At 47.2% G+C, this 17,804-nt stretch carries 15 protein-coding genes; 7 read left to right on the top strand and 8 right to left on the bottom strand.

The annotated features are described in order from the left end of the window. Window positions 1–7: 7 nt before the first annotated feature. Window positions 8–1,522, bottom strand: a complete 1,515-nt coding sequence (locus QZT80_RS25960; RefSeq protein ID WP_295129174.1) for a GAF domain-containing protein — start codon at window positions 1,520–1,522, stop codon at window positions 8–10. Next, the gene (locus QZT80_RS25955) at window positions 1,506–2,084 is read right to left on the bottom strand and encodes a biliverdin-producing heme oxygenase (RefSeq protein ID WP_295129172.1); all 579 of its coding nucleotides are present in this window, start codon (window positions 2,082–2,084) and stop codon (window positions 1,506–1,508) included. The genes QZT80_RS25960 and QZT80_RS25955 overlap by 17 nt, the downstream gene beginning before the upstream one ends. A gap of 219 nt (window positions 2,085–2,303) precedes the next feature. Between QZT80_RS25955 and QZT80_RS25950 the strand changes: the two genes are divergently transcribed. Further along, window positions 2,304–3,251, top strand: coding sequence for a nitrilase family protein (locus tag QZT80_RS25950; RefSeq protein WP_295129170.1), 948 nt, complete (start codon window positions 2,304–2,306; stop codon window positions 3,249–3,251). Between the two features lie 59 nt (window positions 3,252–3,310). Here the strand turns inward: QZT80_RS25950 and QZT80_RS25945 are convergent, their stop codons facing one another. Together QZT80_RS25945 and QZT80_RS25940 are read right to left on the bottom strand one after the other, a co-directional pair. Continuing rightward, complete coding sequence (locus QZT80_RS25945; protein ID WP_295129168.1) at window positions 3,311–5,353, bottom strand: TonB-dependent receptor; 2,043 nt, start codon at window positions 5,351–5,353, stop codon at window positions 3,311–3,313. Window positions 5,354–5,472: 119 nt separating this feature from the next. Next, entirely contained in the window at window positions 5,473–6,792 is a 1,320-nt protein-coding gene (locus QZT80_RS25940; RefSeq protein ID WP_295129166.1) for a sorbosone dehydrogenase family protein, read from the bottom strand. An 85-nt stretch (window positions 6,793–6,877) separates the two neighbouring features. On the opposite strand from QZT80_RS25940, the gene QZT80_RS25935 reads away from it, so the two are divergent. Beyond that, a complete protein-coding gene (locus QZT80_RS25935) occupies window positions 6,878–7,504 on the top strand; it encodes a hypothetical protein (protein WP_295129164.1) in 627 nt (208 codons plus the stop codon). On the opposite strand, the gene QZT80_RS25930 is transcribed toward QZT80_RS25935, so the two are convergent. Then, window positions 7,499–8,524: an MBL fold metallo-hydrolase gene (locus QZT80_RS25930; RefSeq protein ID WP_295129162.1), complete on the bottom strand. Its 1,026-nt coding sequence runs from the start codon at window positions 8,522–8,524 to the stop codon at window positions 7,499–7,501. The genes QZT80_RS25935 and QZT80_RS25930 overlap by 6 nt on opposite strands. A 135-nt stretch (window positions 8,525–8,659) precedes the next feature. Here QZT80_RS25930 and QZT80_RS25925 point away from each other — a divergent pair, with 135 nt between their 5' ends. Then, complete coding sequence (locus tag QZT80_RS25925; RefSeq protein ID WP_295129160.1) at window positions 8,660–9,166, top strand: sigma-70 family RNA polymerase sigma factor; 507 nt, start codon at window positions 8,660–8,662, stop codon at window positions 9,164–9,166. A gap of 788 nt (window positions 9,167–9,954) precedes the next feature. Beyond that, complete coding sequence (locus QZT80_RS25920; protein WP_295129158.1) at window positions 9,955–10,608, top strand: hypothetical protein; 654 nt, start codon at window positions 9,955–9,957, stop codon at window positions 10,606–10,608. Window positions 10,609–12,146: 1,538 nt separating this feature from the next. Here QZT80_RS25920 and QZT80_RS25915 read toward each other — a convergent pair. Beyond that, window positions 12,147–12,929 carry a DUF4846 domain-containing protein gene (locus tag QZT80_RS25915; protein WP_295129156.1) on the bottom strand — a complete coding sequence of 261 codons (783 nt, stop codon included), beginning with the start codon at window positions 12,927–12,929 and terminating at the stop codon, window positions 12,147–12,149. Window positions 12,930–13,021: 92 nt separating this feature from the next. On the opposite strand from QZT80_RS25915, the gene QZT80_RS25910 reads away from it, so the two are divergent. The 3 genes from QZT80_RS25910 (at window position 13,022) to QZT80_RS25900 (ending at window position 14,671) form a co-directional block, all read left to right on the top strand. Beyond that, the gene (locus QZT80_RS25910; RefSeq protein WP_295129154.1) at window positions 13,022–13,492 is read left to right on the top strand and encodes a hypothetical protein; all 471 of its coding nucleotides are present in this window, start codon (window positions 13,022–13,024) and stop codon (window positions 13,490–13,492) included. A 145-nt stretch (window positions 13,493–13,637) separates the two neighbouring features. Further along, entirely contained in the window at window positions 13,638–14,201 is a 564-nt protein-coding gene (locus QZT80_RS25905) for a Crp/Fnr family transcriptional regulator (protein ID WP_295129152.1), read from the top strand. An 80-nt stretch (window positions 14,202–14,281) separates the two neighbouring features. Beyond that, entirely contained in the window at window positions 14,282–14,671 is a 390-nt protein-coding gene (locus tag QZT80_RS25900) for a Rid family hydrolase (RefSeq protein WP_295129150.1), read from the top strand. A 48-nt stretch (window positions 14,672–14,719) separates the two neighbouring features. Here the strand turns inward: QZT80_RS25900 and QZT80_RS25895 are convergent, their stop codons facing one another. Together QZT80_RS25895 and QZT80_RS25890 are read right to left on the bottom strand one after the other, a co-directional pair. Then, window positions 14,720–15,691 carry a glycoside hydrolase family 43 protein gene (locus QZT80_RS25895; protein WP_295129148.1) on the bottom strand — a complete coding sequence of 324 codons (972 nt, stop codon included), beginning with the start codon at window positions 15,689–15,691 and terminating at the stop codon, window positions 14,720–14,722. Between the two features lie 148 nt (window positions 15,692–15,839). Beyond that, window positions 15,840–17,624 (bottom strand): hypothetical protein, encoded by a 1,785-nt coding sequence (locus tag QZT80_RS25890; protein WP_295129146.1) that lies wholly within the window; start codon window positions 17,622–17,624, stop codon window positions 15,840–15,842. Window positions 17,625–17,804: the final 180 nt, after the last annotated feature.

Raw genomic sequence — 17,804 nt, 5'->3', positions numbered from 1 at the left:
ACTTTTTTTAAGCGTAAGTAGAAGCGATATGTTCAAAGATAAAGCTTCTCATATTTTCAGCCATCAACACCTCTTCTTTCAGCCATGGCTGTGAAAAACCATTAACGTTTTCCTGCCATAGTTTAAAAGAATGCCGTGGATGGTAAATCTGTTTATTTTCCTCAAAACGGATACGATCTTCCGGGTTGCCGCCCCATTTGATCGTTTGCACGAATTCGGGACGAAACAGTAGGATATACTCGTCTTTGGAAGCGTTAATAGGTATCACCAGCAAACCGCTGCCTAAACCACTGTACTCGGCTGCAATGTCGTAATCGCGGGAAAGCGAATCAGTAGAAAAAACCTTTCTTAACTCCTTCAGATGCAACCAGAGCAACAAGTCTTCCAGCTGCACGCGGTCGGGCGTATCGCCTGCACTTTGTACTTCACTACGGAAAACCACCACTACACCCGTTGCCCCAAATAGTTCCAGTATGTTCGGCTCGCCGCTAAGCAACGTTTTTACAAGGTTGCCGTCCTGGTAGATGTTACCGATCATCTTCGTGTAGGAATCGTTGAGCCGCTGGTTGAGATCATGGAACGACTTATGTTCCAGGGCGCCCACCTTTGCCGAAATAACAGACGACATTAGTTCACATACCGAACCAATTTGCCCGCTCAGTCCCTTCGGAGTGCGGTGATGGCAGGCCATAAGCCCCCAAAGCTGATTGTCTTTAATGATGCGCACCGACATGGAGGCAGTTACCTGCATATTTTTCAGGTATTCGAGGTGAACCGCTGCTACGCCCCGCAGGTTACAATCGCTTAAGTCTACAAAAGCCCGCGTAACCGGGTTGATTACCGGGTATAACTTTACCGGTTCAAAGTCCCGGTCGGTAATAAAGCGGTATGGATTACGCAGGTACAAATCGCGGGCGGGTTTGGGAATATCTGAAGCAGGAAAAGTAAAACCCATATACGACTCCATACCAGGCTCCATTTCTTCGCCCAGTACCTTTCCATTCCAGTCTTTATCGAATGAGTAGACCATCACCTTATCGAAACCCGTAATGGTTTTCATTTCACGGGCCGTCACTTCACATAATTCCGCCACATCTTTACTGTTTTCGATAGCTGTCACCGAAGACTTCAATTGTTGGTAAATATCGGCGAACGAAGATGTTCTGGCTGGAGTTTCTTCTATCTCGATCTCTATCAGTACCAGGTCTTTTACCAGGTGTATAATTACGTGATGGTGTTTGCCATCAAGTTCCCATAAAGCAGTTGTTTCCTGTGCTGTTCCGGCGGCGAAAGCCTCCAGGTCAGTAAAAGCCTGCCTGCCTATATAGGCATCCAATGTTCCCTTTTCCACCATATCGCGTGCGGTATCGGGGAAAATGGATTGTACGTTTTCGCTGGTCTGGCTGATACGCAGATTAGCTTTTTCCAACACCAGCAGTACGCCGTAGGGTTGAATGGTATTAATAATGTGGATTGGCAGATTACCACAAAACTCAGAATCGTATTTAGAGAACTGGCTCATAAGTTCCGGCCCATTGATTAAATTTTAAGAATGTTTGTTTGGCGGTACGTACCGCCAGCTCCTGGTCGTTTGCACCAGACAGCTTATTCAGCTGGGCACGGAACACTTGCCACATTGGCATCGTGTTTTCGCCATAACCAGAAAAAAAGGAAAAACCTTTGCCGGGTTGCCGCCCAAGTTGGCTGCTGATCATCTTTGCAATAATCGAACCGCCCAATGTAGAGCCTTCCAGTACATACGAGGCACCCAGGGCTGCGGCATAGCTGTCGATCTGCGGAATATCGCCCGCCAGTGGCAAATTAGCGGTGTCTTCACCCAATACCTCCAGGTCCTGCAGGATGGCCGCCGACTTACGCCTTTCAGGAAAATCGGGCAGGCCGGGTGCCAGGTAAGCATCAAGCTGCTGCTCTATGGGATGATAAAATCCATAAAACATTTTAAGCAGAGCGGTATACCCTGCCACCGTATTTATTTTCTTAATATCAAGAACCAGCTTCTTTTCCAGTTGTGCATGCTCAGATTTAGTTCCCAGTTTAAGTTCATCAGAAAAAAGAGCACTCATTAGCAGTATCGAGGATTATTTATCACAGTTAGAAGAAATTAGACGGGCTATGGCCCTGCTTTTACAAGCCATAAACTTAAGAGAAAATAGCGAGAACGAACTGTGGCATTATTTACACACTTTTCACACTACATAGTTTGTGCCTACGGTTGATTAAGTCCATCTGTCGTACATAAATCATCAGAATTGCAGGTTATCTTTGCCTTACAAATAGCCAGCATGCAACCCATAAAAATCGCTACCGCGCAATTCGAGAACAACAGCGGTGATAAAAAATATAATCTTTCCGTGATCGATTCGATGGCTGCAAAGGCGGCCGCAGAAGGGGCCGATGTAATTGCCTTTCACGAGTGTTCGATTACAGGCTATACATTTGCCAGGAACCTGTCTAAAGCCGAAATGCTGGATGTGGCGGAATTTATTCCCGGTGGAGAAAGCTTAACAGCCTTACAGCAAACGGCGGCAGCTTATAACATCGTAGTGCTGGCCGGTTTATTTGAAAAAGACAGCGACGACCGGCTTTACAAGGCCTACGTTTGTGTTGATAAAAATGGACTGGTAGCGAAATACCGTAAAATTCACCCTTTCATCAACCCACACCTTACATCCGGTAACGAATACGTTGTGTTTGAGCTGATGGGATGGAAATGCGGCATCCTGATATGTTACGACAACAACGTGATCGAGAACGTGCGGGCAACCAAACTACTGGGAGCAGATATCATCTTTATGCCACATGTTACCATGTGTACTCCTTCTACCCGCCCGGGAGCAGGCTTTGTAGACCCGGCACTCTGGCATAATCGTGAAACCGACCCTACATCGCTTCGCCAGGAGTTTGACGGGCTTAAAGGAAGGGCATGGCTCATGAAATGGCTGCCGGCAAGAGCCTACGACAACGCGATTTACGCCATCTTCTCCAACCCTATAGGTATGGACGACGACCAGCTGAAGAACGGTTGTAGCATGATACTCGACCCCTTCGGCGACATCATAGCCGAGTGCAGGAGTTTCGGTAACGAGTTTGTAATAGCCACGCTTACTCCCGAAAAACTTACCCAGGCAGGCGGGCACCGTTACATTAAAGCCCGTAAACCAGAATTATATAAAAACATTATTGGCCAGGAGAATATATCAGAGCAAAAAGTAGTGTGGATGAAGGGCTAACATAAAACAGCTTCCTGTTAGTAAATGATTGCTAACAGGAAGCTGTATACATTTTAAGTTTACCATTTATAAGTTACGCCCGCGTAGTAGTTCCGCTCTGCAGCCGGGTTAAAGTAACGCATACCCAATGCATTAAGATCATTACCAAGACTGTAACGCTCATTCAGCAGGTTATCTACCCCAGCATATATCATCATCCTTCCCCTGCTCCAACCGGCTTTGCATTGTACCAGGTGATAAGAATCGGCAAAAGCCGTATTGGCATCGTTCAGGGGCAGACGTTCCGTATAATTGTGTTGTGCGAAAAGGTAAAAACCTTCAGGCAATAACAATTGTACACCCGTTACTACAACATGTTTCGGTACACCCGTCAATTGTTTTCCGGAGTAATCAGCTGCACCGCTTTTATAATCACGGAAATTGAAGTCGCTTAACGTAAAGGCACTGTTCAATTGCAGGCCTCTCACCCATCCCGGGGAGGAAGGCGCAACGATCCATAACATACCCTGCAACTCAATCCCTTTCTGATCTGTACCACCGGCATTGGCAAAAAACTCCGTACCATCATCGCGCAGGCGGCGAACAATAGCATCATCGAGGCGGTAATAGAAAGCGCTGGCATCGAGCCAGTATCGGTTATGGGCGTCGCCTGCGCGGAAACCCAGTTCATAGTTCCAGCCATTTTCAGCCTGCAGCGCCGTGTTAATCACGTTATCCGATGCACGAACTTCTGCAGTGGCCGGGGGTGAATAACCACGGCTTACAGAAGTTCGTACAGCCATAAAGTTAGTTATACGGTACGAGAGAGCCAGCCTTGGCATGAGCTGTGGTGAAAAGCGGCGGGTTTGCGTAGCCGTGCTATCATTCCCAAACGTGTAGCGGAAGTAATTGAGGCTCGCCGCTGCCTCCAGAGTAAGGCGGAACGGGAAGCGAAAGCTAAAGCGGGTGAAATAAAACTGTTGCCTGGCAGTGAGTTGATCTGCCGCCTGCACAGTATCACGTTTGCCAGCGTTGTTGCCGTAATTAATGATATCAGTACCTGTTTGCTGCCATTCCAGGCCCAGGTTCCAGTCGTAATAAGTACTGCCGATCGATTTATCGTGCAGTGAGAAGTAGGTACGTACAGCGCCCGTATTTTCGTCGCGTGCTTCGTAGTTCGTAATAAACGGGTTTTCGAAGTGCGTAGTAGCGCCACTTACAGACACCACGTGTTTAAGCGAAGCGGTGATATTGGCCTCATGTACAAGTCCTGCCTGGAAAGTACGATTATAAATGCCTGCCTTTTGCGTAACCGCACCAGGCAAGGTAGGTGTTGCGGGCCTTGCCGCCTTTGGATTAGCCTCGGCCTGCGCGGCGTTTAAACCACCAGGCGTACGATAACCCAGATCGCTGTAAAAGGCCAGCAGTTTCAGCGAATTACGTTCGTTGTAACGCCATTGCTGGATCGATTGCAGGTACAGTCTGCGCATACGGCTGTTATCGCGGTAGCCGTCCGACTGCTGCCAGGCCTGGTAGATATGGGAGCTTACTTTTCCAAATTGTTCATCCCAGCCCACCCGCTGTTGAAGGCTGCCGTAGGAGCCGCCCTGCAGCCCCAGCGTAACACTGCCGGTATCAGCTGTGGCAAATGGACGCAACAGCACCACCCCTCCGGAATTAGCCCCAAACAGGCTACCGTCGGGACCTTTCAGTACTTCGACACTACGTATGCTGCCCGGGTCCATGAGGTTCAGGTAACTGTTACCGCCAGCATCCGTCAGTGGCATTTCGTCCATGTAGACCTTTACATTGCGGATGCCGAATGGCGAGCGGAGCAGGCTGCCACGTATAGATAGCCGGTAACTGCCCGGCGAACGTTCTTCCATCCTGATACCCGGCACCGTGTTAAGGGCAGGCACCAGTGTATTACCAGGTTGCAACTGTAACTGCCGCTGCGTTATCACTGCCGCCGAAGCAGGAAGGCCCACCAGCGACTGACTTCCTGGGTAAGCGGTAACCACCACTTCAGGCAAACTGGTGGTATCGGTCTGCTGCCCCACAACAGGCAGGGTGTACATACCGGCAATACAAATGGCAACCGTGATGGGTCTCTTTAAAAACATAAATTTGATTGTAGAATTAGTTCCGCAGTGCTGCACAATTTACAAAAGCTGTTCGTAAATAAAACACCGTACCCCTCCACGTGGAAAGGCACGGTGTGCTCATTGTATGGTTAACAAAGTTATCTCTGATGGCTCACCCGCCAGATGGTGTTAGAGGCATCATCTGCCACGAGCAGTGCACCATCTTTTGCCACCGCTACACCAACGGGCCGGCCATATACTTCTCCTTTGTTTTCATCTGCTATAAAACCGGTCAGGAAGTCTTCCGGTTTCGCTGAAGGCTTACCGTCCGAAAAAGGCACAAATAATACTTTATATCCAACCAGTGAAGAACGGTTCCATGAGCCATGCTGACCAATGAACGCACCGCCCTGGTACTTATCGGGAAATACATCTTGTGTATAAAAAGCAAGGCCGAGCGACGCCGTATGCGAACCAAGCGGCACATCAGGCACAATCGCTTTAGCTACCAGTTCTTTTCCCTGCCCTTTCATGCGCGGGTCTTCATGCTGACCAAAATACGAGTAAGGCCAGCCATAAAAACCACCTTCTTTCACACTGGTCATATAATCAGGCACCAGTTCATCGCCCAGCTCATCACGTTCGTTTACTGCTGTCCATAACGTAGAAGTACCAGGAGCCCAGTCCATACCAACAGGGTTACGCAGGCCCGAAGCGAATATGCGTTCACCACTTCCATCCGGGTTAATTTCCAGGATAGCGGCGCGGCGCACTTCGTTTTCCATGCCATGTTCCGCTACATTACTGCCCGAACCTACGGATACGTATATATGTTTACCATCTTTGGAAGCGAGCAGGTTACGGGTCCAGTGGTTATTGTAACCACCGGCCGGCAATTCCAGTATCTTCTTCCCTTCCCCCTTTATGATATTGGCTTTATCCGTATAAGGATACACCAGTACCCCATCCGTATTAGCTACATAAAACTGTCCGTTTAACACCAGCATACCGAGTGGCTGGTTCAGGCCACTAAGAAAAGTGTTCCTCGAATCAGGCGTACCGTCGCCATTAGTATCGCGCAGTAACGTGATTCGATCGGCACTGTTACCCAGGTTTTGAGATTTAGCCTTGCCGCTAAGTACGGCTCCAACTTTCTCTTTCAGTCTGGGTTTGGTAGATGATTCAGCCACGAGTATATCGCCATTATCGAGTACATATATCCAGCGCGGGTTTTCGAAGCCATCCGCGAATTTGGTAACCGTAAAACCCTGTGGGGCTACCGGCGTTTTCCCATCTTTCCAACCTATCACTTTACTGAATTTCTTTACTGATTCTGTTGCGAAGGGCGCTGGTAATGAATCGCCGGCAGGAGTTACACCTGCAGTGCCGGAGCTGTCTGCCTGTGCCTGTTTGCTGCTGTTACCACAAGCTGTGATGATACACAGCCCCAGTATAATTCCAGGTAAATGAATTTTCATAAGATCGTATTTGTCAACCGAATGCATCAATTACTTTGCCATACATAAATATCTATCTACTTTTGCGCTCACAATCCCCTACCATATGAAGTATTACATTTACCTCGCAGGTTTCCTTTTCATGTTGATGGGCCTGGAGGCAGTGGCCCAAACCGAAGCTGCGTATAACCACGACAAAATTGCCATTTTACCCTTTCATTTTGAAGGGCTTGGTACACGCGGAAAGAAAACAGTGGAGGATGTGCAGCAGCACGATATGGAAAAAAGCCTTAATTGCCAGGAGCGCCTTTACAATGTACTTACAGAAAATAAAGACCGGTTGCTGGTAGATATCCAGGAATGGGAAACAACCAATGACTTGCTAAAGAAAGGAAATATAGACCTGCGTAAGGCCTTCGTGATGGACAAAATGAAGCTCTGCCAGTTGCTCGGAGTCGACGCCATACTGGTTGCTGAAATGAAAGAGAAGGTGGTGCCTGCTTATAACAGAACTACCTATAACCCCGGAACTAATTCGTACAGCCCCAGAAACACAACCGACCAGGTTAATTATGTGTATGTTACCTTCTTCGATGGCAAAACGGGCCATAAGATCTGGCAATGGGACGATATAAACAATCCGCTGAACTGGAGCAATACCAAAAGGCTCGACAAGGCGCTCACCAGGGTATTTAAAGAGATGAGGGCTAAATTCCCCTACACGAAGTTATAATTGCCACCACTGTTCAGCCGGGTAATATTCGTGGAGCAACACCGGCTCCCCGATCCTGGGCGTGGTTACTTTTACCTGTAGCGCTGTAGCGCGGGTAGTTACTCTTTTTACAGGCTCATCCCAGGGATGCAGTGCCAGTGCGAACTTGCCCCAGTGAACAGGCATCAGCACCCTGGCTCCCAGATCAACGGCGGCCTGCACCGTTTGTTCGGGCATCATGTGTATATATGGCCAACGTTCGTTGTATTGCCCACATTCCAGTAAAGCCAGGTCAAAGGGGCCATACTTCGCTCCTATTTTAGCAAATTGCTCATCATAACCGCTATCACCCCCGATAAAAATGCGGGTATCCGGCAACTCAAGTACGAACGATGACCAAAGTGTACCGAAGCTCGTGACTCCCCTGCCCGAGAAATGCCGGGCCGGCATGGCCGTAAGCTGCACGCCAGGTACCACCAGTTGTGTTTCATGCCAGTCGAACTCGAGGATTTTCTCAGCGGGCACGCCCCAGTATTGCAGATGCGAACCCACGCCCAGCGACGTACAGATCAGTTTCGCGCTCGGGGCCAAAGCTTTGATGGTTTTAAAGTCCATATGATCGTAGTGATCGTGTGTAACGATCAAAATATCGATAGACGGCATATCCGCTGCCTTATACACCTCAGTGCCGGGGAAGCTTTTACCGAATAGCGGCACAGGCGACGCATGCCTGCTAAAAACAGGATCTACGAGGATGTTCAGTCCGTTACTATGGATCAGGTAAGACGAGTGGCCGAACCACACCAACGAGGTTTTGCCTGCGGGCAAATTATGCAAATCTGTTTTAACAGAAGGCAGAACAGCAGCAGGCCTCGTATTAGGGGCCGTAAAGAAGTTCCAGAAGTCTTTTACAGAGAACCCGTCCTTCATCATCCTCGTTTCCAGGATGTTATGAAACTTTCCGTCCTTATAGTTAGGCGAAGATATTACACGTTGAAGAGAAGAGCCGCGGGGCTTTTGTCCGAATACTTTTATGGTCATGCCGTAGTTAATAACACCTCAAATGTATATGAATATTTATATTTGGCAGGCCCTCAAAAATATTTTCTCCGATAACTGTGATTTTTTCAACAAGCCCTCGAATAATAATGTAACAGAATCAATAACAGGGAATAGATGACAAACCAAACAGGTAACGATGCCTTCCTGCAATTAATAACTGCGAATCAGCGGATCATATTCAAGATCTGCAATTCATACTGTCACAATAAAAGTGACCGCGATGACCTCGCGCAGGACATCATATATCAGTTATGGAAGTCGTACCAGCAATTCGACGATAGTTACAAGTTTAGTACCTGGATGTACAGGGTGGCATTAAACACCGCCATTTCATTTTACAGGAAAGGTGTGCGGACGGAGCGGCCCCTGGGCCAGGAGTCAATGATCGACCTCGAAGACAGTGGCCAGCCACCCGACGAAACCGAGCAACACATTATCCAGCTGCAACAGTTTATCAACGAGCTTCCTGAGCTTGACAGAGCGCTGATGTTATTGTACCTGGAGGAGAAGACCTATAGTGAGATAGCGGAGATTTTAGGTATATCAGAAACAAATGTAGCGACAAAGATCAGCCGGGCGAAGCAGCGATTGAAAGTGAGGTTTGCGGGAGTCAGAGAGTGAAGCAGAAGGATGAAGTGAAGTGACTCAGAGCAGGAAAACTTGCGTGGAAGTAGACAATTGCGATTCAAAGTACATAGGGAAAACATGGGGGCGATGGGGCGATATAAAGGAACATTTGGCAGAAAGACTGCTTTGAGCGAAGCAGGGGAGCGAAAGCCCGATATAAAGGAATATTTGGCAGAAAGACTGCTTTGGTGAAGCATGACTGCGAAAGCGCGATATAAAGGAACATTTGGAAGAAAGACTGCTTTGGCGAAATATGAGTGCGAAAGCTCGAATTAAAGGGACTTGGAAGAAAGACTGCTTTCGTAAAGCATGAGTGCGAAGGGGCGATATAAAGGAACATTTGGAAGAAAGACTGCTTTGGTGAAGCATGACTGCGAAAGCGCGATATAAAGGAACATTTGGAAGAAAGACTGCTTTGGTGAAGCATGAGAGCGAAAGCGCGAATTAAAGGGACTTGGAAGAAAGACTGCTTTGGTAAAGCATGAGTGCGAAGGGGCGATATAAAAGAACATTTGGAAGAGAGACTTCTTTGGTAAAGCAATGAGAGCGAAAGCACGATACAAGAAACATTTTGGAAGAAAGACTGCTTTGGTGAAATTAAGAGTGAAAGGGCATTGTAGATAAACTTCGTAAGAATAGCACCATCGGGTAACAGCGGGCCGGGCTGGCTATAAATTTTCAGGCAAATCGCCAATAACGATTGCGGCAGGTTCGTAAACAGACAAACGTAGACGAGTGCCGGTGTGAACTAACCAACAAACATATTCAAAACAGTAACAAACATGGAAGACGAATTAAAACAGATATGGCAACAGTATGACCGCAAGCTGGAGAAATCGCTCGCGCTCAACATACGCCTCGTAAAGGAAGTGCAGCTACAAAAAGCCCATACCGAATTGCGTCAGCTCTCTGCCATCAAACTCGCATTCATTGTATTCGGCATTGCCTGGCTTGCATTTATTGGAGTACTCATCCGCTACTCTCTCACCTGGGATAAAATATTCTTCGTTGTCTCCGCAGGTATACACTGGATCGTCTCTGCCGTAGCCGTGGCGGTGTATATACATCACATGGTGCTTATCCGTCAGGCCAACAGTAGCGGCAACGTTGTAGATACCCAGCGCAAACTTGCAGCATTGGAAACCTCGAGCCTGCAAATCGGCCGCCTGCTTTTAGTACAGTTGCCAGTTTTCGTAAGTTTCCAGATGAACCCCGGTATGTTTGCGGCACCGCAACTGACAACAGGCATCATCTATACTGTGATTACGGCGATCTTTACCTGGGCAGGCATCTGGCTCTACCGCAACCTCGACTATAAGAACGCCGACAAACGCTGGTTCAAAACACTGGTATCAGACAGCATGGAAATGGCACCACTCAGAAAAGCCGCCACTTTCCTCAAACAGATTGATGCGTTCGAAAAAGAGCTGGCATAACAGAGAGTATTCGCCCACTATCAAACGTCACTGCAACACACGCTAATTAACCAGTCCCCTATCTCATCAGAAAAAACTTATTTCCATCTTAAAACAGTCTCTATGAAACAGGAACTGATCATCATTCTCATGTTTTTAGCAGGCCTCATTTATGCCCAAAAACATCAACTAATCACCATCTCTGACAATCAGCAGGTTATGTCGTACGCTATAAGCAAATGAACCAGCAACTCTTCATCACCAGTATAGAAATAGACATGACTGCCTTTAGCATTGACAATCAATCTATCCCCAAAAAACACTTCGGTTAAATGTTTGTTAATAGCGCAAAAACACGCGCGTTTACCAGAAAAAACAGGGCGTTCACGAAATCAAAGTTTACAGCTATCAAAGACGGGCATATCTTTGCATCGGTTTTTCATAGGATATGGTTAAAATAACTGAGGGCGGTATTCTTACCGCCCTTTATTTTTTAAGAAAACCGCCGCATAATCACGGCGCAGCTCTCCTGCCATGCCAGTGCAAACATCAAACACTGTTCAATCATAGTTCCGCACTCGTTAAATCGCCGTTAACACGCTCCCACACAATACGCTCACGAACTAAATCACTACGTTCACCAGTTCACAATTTACAATCACAACTACAAGCATATCTTTGCATCAGGTTTTTCATAGGATATGGTTAAAATAACTGAGGGCGGTATTCTTACCGCCCTTTATTTTTTTAAAAAAACACCGCATAATCACGGCACAAGTCTCCTACCATGCCAGTACAAACATCAAACACTGTTCATTCATAATTCCCCACTCGTTAAATCTCCGTTAACACGCTCTCACACACTACGCTCACGAACTAAATCACTACATTCACCAGTTCACACTTTACAATCACAACTACACACCTATCTTTGTATCAGGTTTTTCATAGGATATGGTTAAAATAATTGAGGGCGGTATTCTTACCGCCCTTTATTTTTTTTAAAAACCACCGCATAATCACGGCGCAACTCTCCTACCATGCCAGTGCAAACATCAAACACTGTTCATTCATAATTCCCCACTCGTTAAATCGCCGTTAACACGCTCCCACACAATACGCTCACGAACTAAATCACTACGTTCACCAGTTCACACTTTACAATCAAAACTACAAGCATACCTTTGTATCAGGTTTTTCATAGGATATGGTTAAAATAACTGAGGGCGGTATTCTTACCGCCCTTTATTTTTTTTAAAAAATACCGCATCATCACGGCGCAGCTCTCCTGCCATGCCAGTGAAAACATCAAACACTGTTCAATCATAGTTCCGCACTCGTTAAATCGCCGTTAACACGCTCCCACACAATACGCTCACGAACTAAATCACTACGTTCACCAGTTCACACTTTACAATCACAACTACAAGCATACCTTTGTTTCAGGTTTTTCATAGGATATGGTTAAAATAACTGAGGGCGGTATTCTTACCGCCCTTTATTTTTTTTAAAATACATCGTTCTTCTCTCCAACTGTTCAATCAAAACGATAGAATCAACTATTGCCAACGCCGCAGGCTGTTTTTAGGAAATATCCATTCAGGTGTATATAGCTGCCCGTTAACCAGGCCACTGTACCATGCACCATCTGTTTGTGGATTTTTGAGGATGTGGATGCTTTGCGCGGGCATATAACTCTGCGCCAACAGGAATCGCTTCTCACCGTTAGCGTTGATGGCTACATCCATTACAATTACGGCATGGCCGGGCGAGCCGCCCTGGATAAATACATCACCGGGCATGATGTTCTGGATGTTGGACACAGCTTTTAGTTCGCGGCTTAGTGATAAGGTGCCCGCGTAACTAAATACTACCTGAAGATATGCATCAAAGCTTTCGCGGGAAGTGGAAGCAGCGGCAGACTTCACGCGCTGTAAACGCTGCCCACGCAATACAAAGCGGTAGCCGTTACGCCAGCCGGCGTAGTCCACCAGGGTGCCGTCAGTGGCATGAAAGGCGATTTTGTCGAAACGTGACTGGCTGTACAGGTATTCTGCGTATAACCTCATCACTGCGTCTGCACATTGCTGCAGATCTTTATTTCCGATGCTGATATTAAGCACCGCAAACTGTGCCTGCTGGTTTGGCTTACGTTCGCCATTGTACAAATACACGGTTTTATCAGCTTTCAGACCTGTTTTTCGTAACCAGGCAGCAAAGGTACCGTCTGGGGCGGGAACACGGCTAAAACCGGCTGGTAATGGGATATTTCCTGTAGTCTGACTAAAGGCAGGCTGGAATATTAACAAGGTGCTGCAAAAAGCAAGGATGAAGGTTCTCATGCCAATCGGTTTGCCTATCAGATGCATCTGCCCCATTATTCCATAACTGGAATGTTTTTTGGTAATTTTATTATCTAAACATCCAGCAACATATGAAACTATGCTTTTCTATTTGGGCACTGACCGCACTTAGCCTCGCCGCCTGTAACCAGCCCGTAAAAACGGAAGGCCACGAAGACAGCGTAACGGTAACCGCCAATACGCCAGCTAAGCCCGCAGGGCCGGGTTGCTACCAGCTTATTTCCGGTCAGGACAGCTTCAGGCTGGACCTCCAACTACAGGGCGATTCTGCCTCGGGTACCCTGGTCTACAACTTTTTTGAAAAAGATGATAGCAAAGGTACTTTTAAAGGCCTGCTTACAGATAGTATACTGAAAATAGCCTACGAGTTTAGCAGCGAAGGCATTATTAGTACCCGGCCAGCTATCTTTAAACTGACTGACGGCCAGGCATTCGAAGCACGCCCGGATACTTTTACGCAGACGGGGCTGCCTGTTTTTCCCGATGACAGGTCGAAGCTGGTATTTGACACTACCCCCTGGCGGCAAAACTGCGGACTATAGCAAAGGTCAAACAAGGATAGAAAGGCCGGCAATTATCGTGCAGGTCGTTTTCATATCTAATAGGTTTCCCCAAGGATGCAACCTCAGGCGGAATTGCATAAGCAAATTCAAAAAATAATACCTTTAGGCCAGCCACACGCACTGTATGCTGGAACAATTAAGAAAACACATAGAGAAGATAATACCGCTCACGGACGAGGAATTTGCGTTTGTGTGTTCCCAGTTCACACCGGCACAGTATAAAAAACATACATTCCTTATCCGGGAGGGCGATCGTGTGCAACATTGCTACTTTGTGTTATCTGGCCTCTTAATGTTAGTACACAACGACGAATCGGGAAAGCAGCATATTGCTTCGTTTGCGATGGAAGATTGGTGGGAAACGGACTTCCTCGCTTTTCATTCAAAAACTGCCGCCACCATGTCGCTGCAGTGCCTCGAAAATACCGAGGTACTTTGTCTCTCCCTAACCGGCTACCAAAAGTTATGCAACGACCTCCCGAAAATGGAGCACTTTTTCCTCAGGAAGGCCAATGCAGGCCATATCGCTTCCCAGCAACGCATCTTATCTTTCCTTACCGCCAATGCCAAGCAGCGGTACGAACTGCTGCTTAATAAATACCCGGCCCTATTTCAAAGAGTACCCAAAACACTGCTCGCCTCCTACCTGGGCGTTTCGCGCGAAACATTAAGCAGGCTTGCCTCCTGACCATCTCCAATTTGTGATGTTTGTCACACGAAAGCTCCTGCAGGCTTCCCACCTTTGCAGTAAACTTTAATTATCACTATATGGAAAAAAGGATCATTAATCCATGGCAATGGCAGGATGCGCGTAATTATGTACAGGCGGTGGAAGTAAAAAACGTACAGGGCACACTCTATTGCGCCGGACAGGCCGCGGTATATGCCGACGGACAATCAAGCAATGCGGATATGAGATCTCAGTTATTGCTGGCTATACAGAACCTGGAGCAGGTGATTGGCGAGTCGGGTTATGAATGTCAGGGTATTGTGCGGTTAAACGTGTTCACCACTTCGTCTGCAGAACTGTTTGGATGTTTCGATGTGTTCCAGGACTGGATTACGAAGCATGGGATCAAACAGGCGACCACACTCATAGAAGTGCCGGTATTATTCGAAACATTAAAAGTGGAATTGGAAGCCACTGTGGTTAAATAACAAAGACCTGGTAAAATGACCAGGTCTTTGCAGGTAGTTATATTGATTTTACAATTTCGTGGGCTTCACACCTTCGAACGTGATCTTTACAGGCAATATCCTGCCATCGGCATCGAACTTCATTTCATCCACGCAGGTTACACGGTGATCCCTGTCTTTGTTACCCAGCGGGCGGCGGTGGTAGATGATGAACCATTTGTTGGCTTTGGGATTAAACACCACGGAGTGATGCCCCGCGCCGTTAGCCACTTTCGGATCTTCCTGCAGTATTTTTCCAATACGCTTAAAAGGTCCTGCCGGCGAGTCTGCAATAGCATAGGCCACGCTATAATCCGGGCCACCCCAACCACCTTCCGACCACATAAAATAGTATTTACCATCTTTGATAAACATAACCGGGCCTTCCACATACTTCTCGGGCGTAATTTCCCGGAACGTGCTGCCATCCTCAAAAGGCACCAGCCCTGTAAAGTCTTTATTCAGTTTGGCAATGTTACAATGGCCCCAGCCACCATAGATGATGTAATACTGACCATCTTTATCCTTAAAGATGTACTGGTCTATCGGCTGCGCTTTATTTGTGATCTCATTGATCAGTGGTTTACCAAGGTAGTCTTTGTAAGGACCTTGTGGTTTGTCGGCTACGGCTACACCAATACCGCCCAATTCCGATTCCTTCTGGATGTCGTTGGCTGCGAAGAAGAAGTAATACTTACCTTCTTTTTCCACCACCGATGGTGCCCACATGGCCCGCTTTGCCCATTTAACAGCTGCGGTATCTAACACCTGCTTATGCTTTTTCCAATGAACGAGGTCGCTGGACGAGAAGGCATCAAAGTGTACCTGCTTGCCATATGGAGCGGAGAAAGTGGGAAATATCCAGTATTTATTGCCAAACACCACGGCTTCCGGATCGGCATACCAGCCGTCGAATACGGGATTACCGGGCTTGGGTGCCTGGGCTTGCGTAGAAGCATATGCCGGCAGTAAAAACAAGAGGCAACTCAGTATTTTTTTCATCTCTTCCTTTTTGTTGAATAGTAAGAGGCTAATGTAAAAATTATCTTTAAAAGAGGCGGTTAAAATGTGATGAGTAAGGGATAAAATAAACCGGGCCCCTAAACAGGGGCCCGCATTTAAGTTTCCAATTTTTAGCTTAAAAAAAACTTTATTTCGCCCAGATGGCGCTGAACCTGCCGTTATCGGAGTAGTTCTGCACCTTCACCAGGCGAAGCCCCTGGCCGGCTAACTCATCGAACCGGGTTTGGTAACCAGCCGATGTCATACCGTAAAAAGCAGCATAATTGCTCTTTTTAGGCCTCCAAACACCACCCACGGTATTACCGTTTACATTGATGCTGGTCAACTCCCAGTTTTTATATAGTTCGTCGAACTTCTTATCGAAGTCCGTGGCGCTCATTCCGTAGTACATGTAAAAGCCATTATCGTTAGGCTTATTCACGAACACCGCCGCATGAAGGCGTTTGCCGTTCACGGTGTAATCGATATGTTCCTGTACATGCCATTTTTTAGTGGTTACATAGTCTTTCCACACTGCCAGGAAATTAGCATCGTCCCTGTTATGCACTGCATAGGTCGCCTGTCCCGCAGGCGCTTTTTCCCAAATAGCGGAAAAACGTGGGTTACCGCTGCCGTCGTTGGTTACAGAAATCTGGCGCGGACGGAATCCCTGTTTGCCATATTGGGTAAAATATTGCTGATAAGTATCGGCAGTCATGTAAAAACGGGCATACCAGGCACCAGGCAAACCCCACTGGAAGGAGCCCGCCGAGAATAATGTGCTGCCAGCTTTATCCACACTAATGGTTTGCAGGCCCATACCCATACCCGTGTAATAACCCCAGTATTTGTTCACCAGGTCCAGCGGCACGTTGTGGAAGCTGGGGTAAAAGGGGGCATAAAGGCGGGCGTAAGGACTATTCGCCTCCAGGTCGTAACAATCCACACCCGCGTGGTTATAAGCGCCGTAAGGATCTACCAGCACCCAGTCGTTGGCATGACCGGCACGGGTATCTTTCACCCTGGTTTCGTAGTGCAGGTGTACGTTAAAGGAGCGGGTGTTCTCGTGTTTTGAGGTAAAGGTACCGTCGTCATCCAGGATTACACCTATGCCACCTGAGCCGGTGTTACCTGCATAGGCGATAAACTGGCCAGCCTGTACCCAGTCATCCTTTTTAACTTTAATCTTCTGCGCATTAGTGCCCCAGCAAAGCTGGCTGGTAGTACCGTTATTCGCAAATTTCTTGTATTTGTCGCTGGGTGAGTTCTTCGCATTGGCCCGGTCGTTATCGTAACCATTACGCAGGTGCAGGTAAGTACTGCGGTATTTATAACCGTTGGGGGCAGTATGTTCAATAGTAATGATGTTACCGCCGCCATTAGACCAATACACATCAATTACCTTACCCGGTGCTATGGCATACACACCGAAGGTAGGATCTTCGTTGGCTTCCACGCCTGTTTTGCCATAATCGATAGCACCATGGCCATCTTTAGCCCCATCTTCATTTTTGTCCCAGCTGTAATAGAAGCCCTGCCAAACACCTACTTTTGAACTTTTGTAAGGCAGGAACAGCGGCATGTGCGCCTTCACAGAAGCATATACAGGCTCCAGGGCCTCATCTACTACAGGAGAAGCACAAAAGTTACCTGTCATTGCCCTCATGGCAATGGGCGCATCTGCTTCTGTAACAATAAGCTGCTGAGCAGGTGTAAGCTTTACTACCTTACGTGTAGGCGTAACTGTTTTAAATTTAACAGCACGTAACTGTGCTGGTGGCGTATCCCCATCTGGCCCTTCGGGAATAACCATGGTTGGACGTTTGGTTTTCTGGTAGAGCAATTCGGAAGAGTGTATTTCCTCCTGTTGTACCTGGGCGCTAACGTTAAATACAATCAGTAGTGCCGCTGCTGCGGAAATCAGTTTTTTCATAATTTAGCTTTTGGGTGTTAACGATTAAAGGAATTATTAAGTCGCAAATATAAATACACATCCATCGCCCTAAAAACCACCAGTTAGTATCTGGTATGAATTCTTGTTTTTTTGGCAGGAAAGCATTTATAATAGGTCTTTCGACATGCAAAAAAATAGAAACTCCCGTACATTAAATGT

The sequence above is a fragment of the uncultured Chitinophaga sp. genome (assembly GCF_902168175.1).
Taxonomy (GTDB): domain Bacteria; phylum Bacteroidota; class Bacteroidia; order Chitinophagales; family Chitinophagaceae; genus Chitinophaga.
This window is presented reverse-complemented; position numbering and strand designations above follow the sequence as displayed.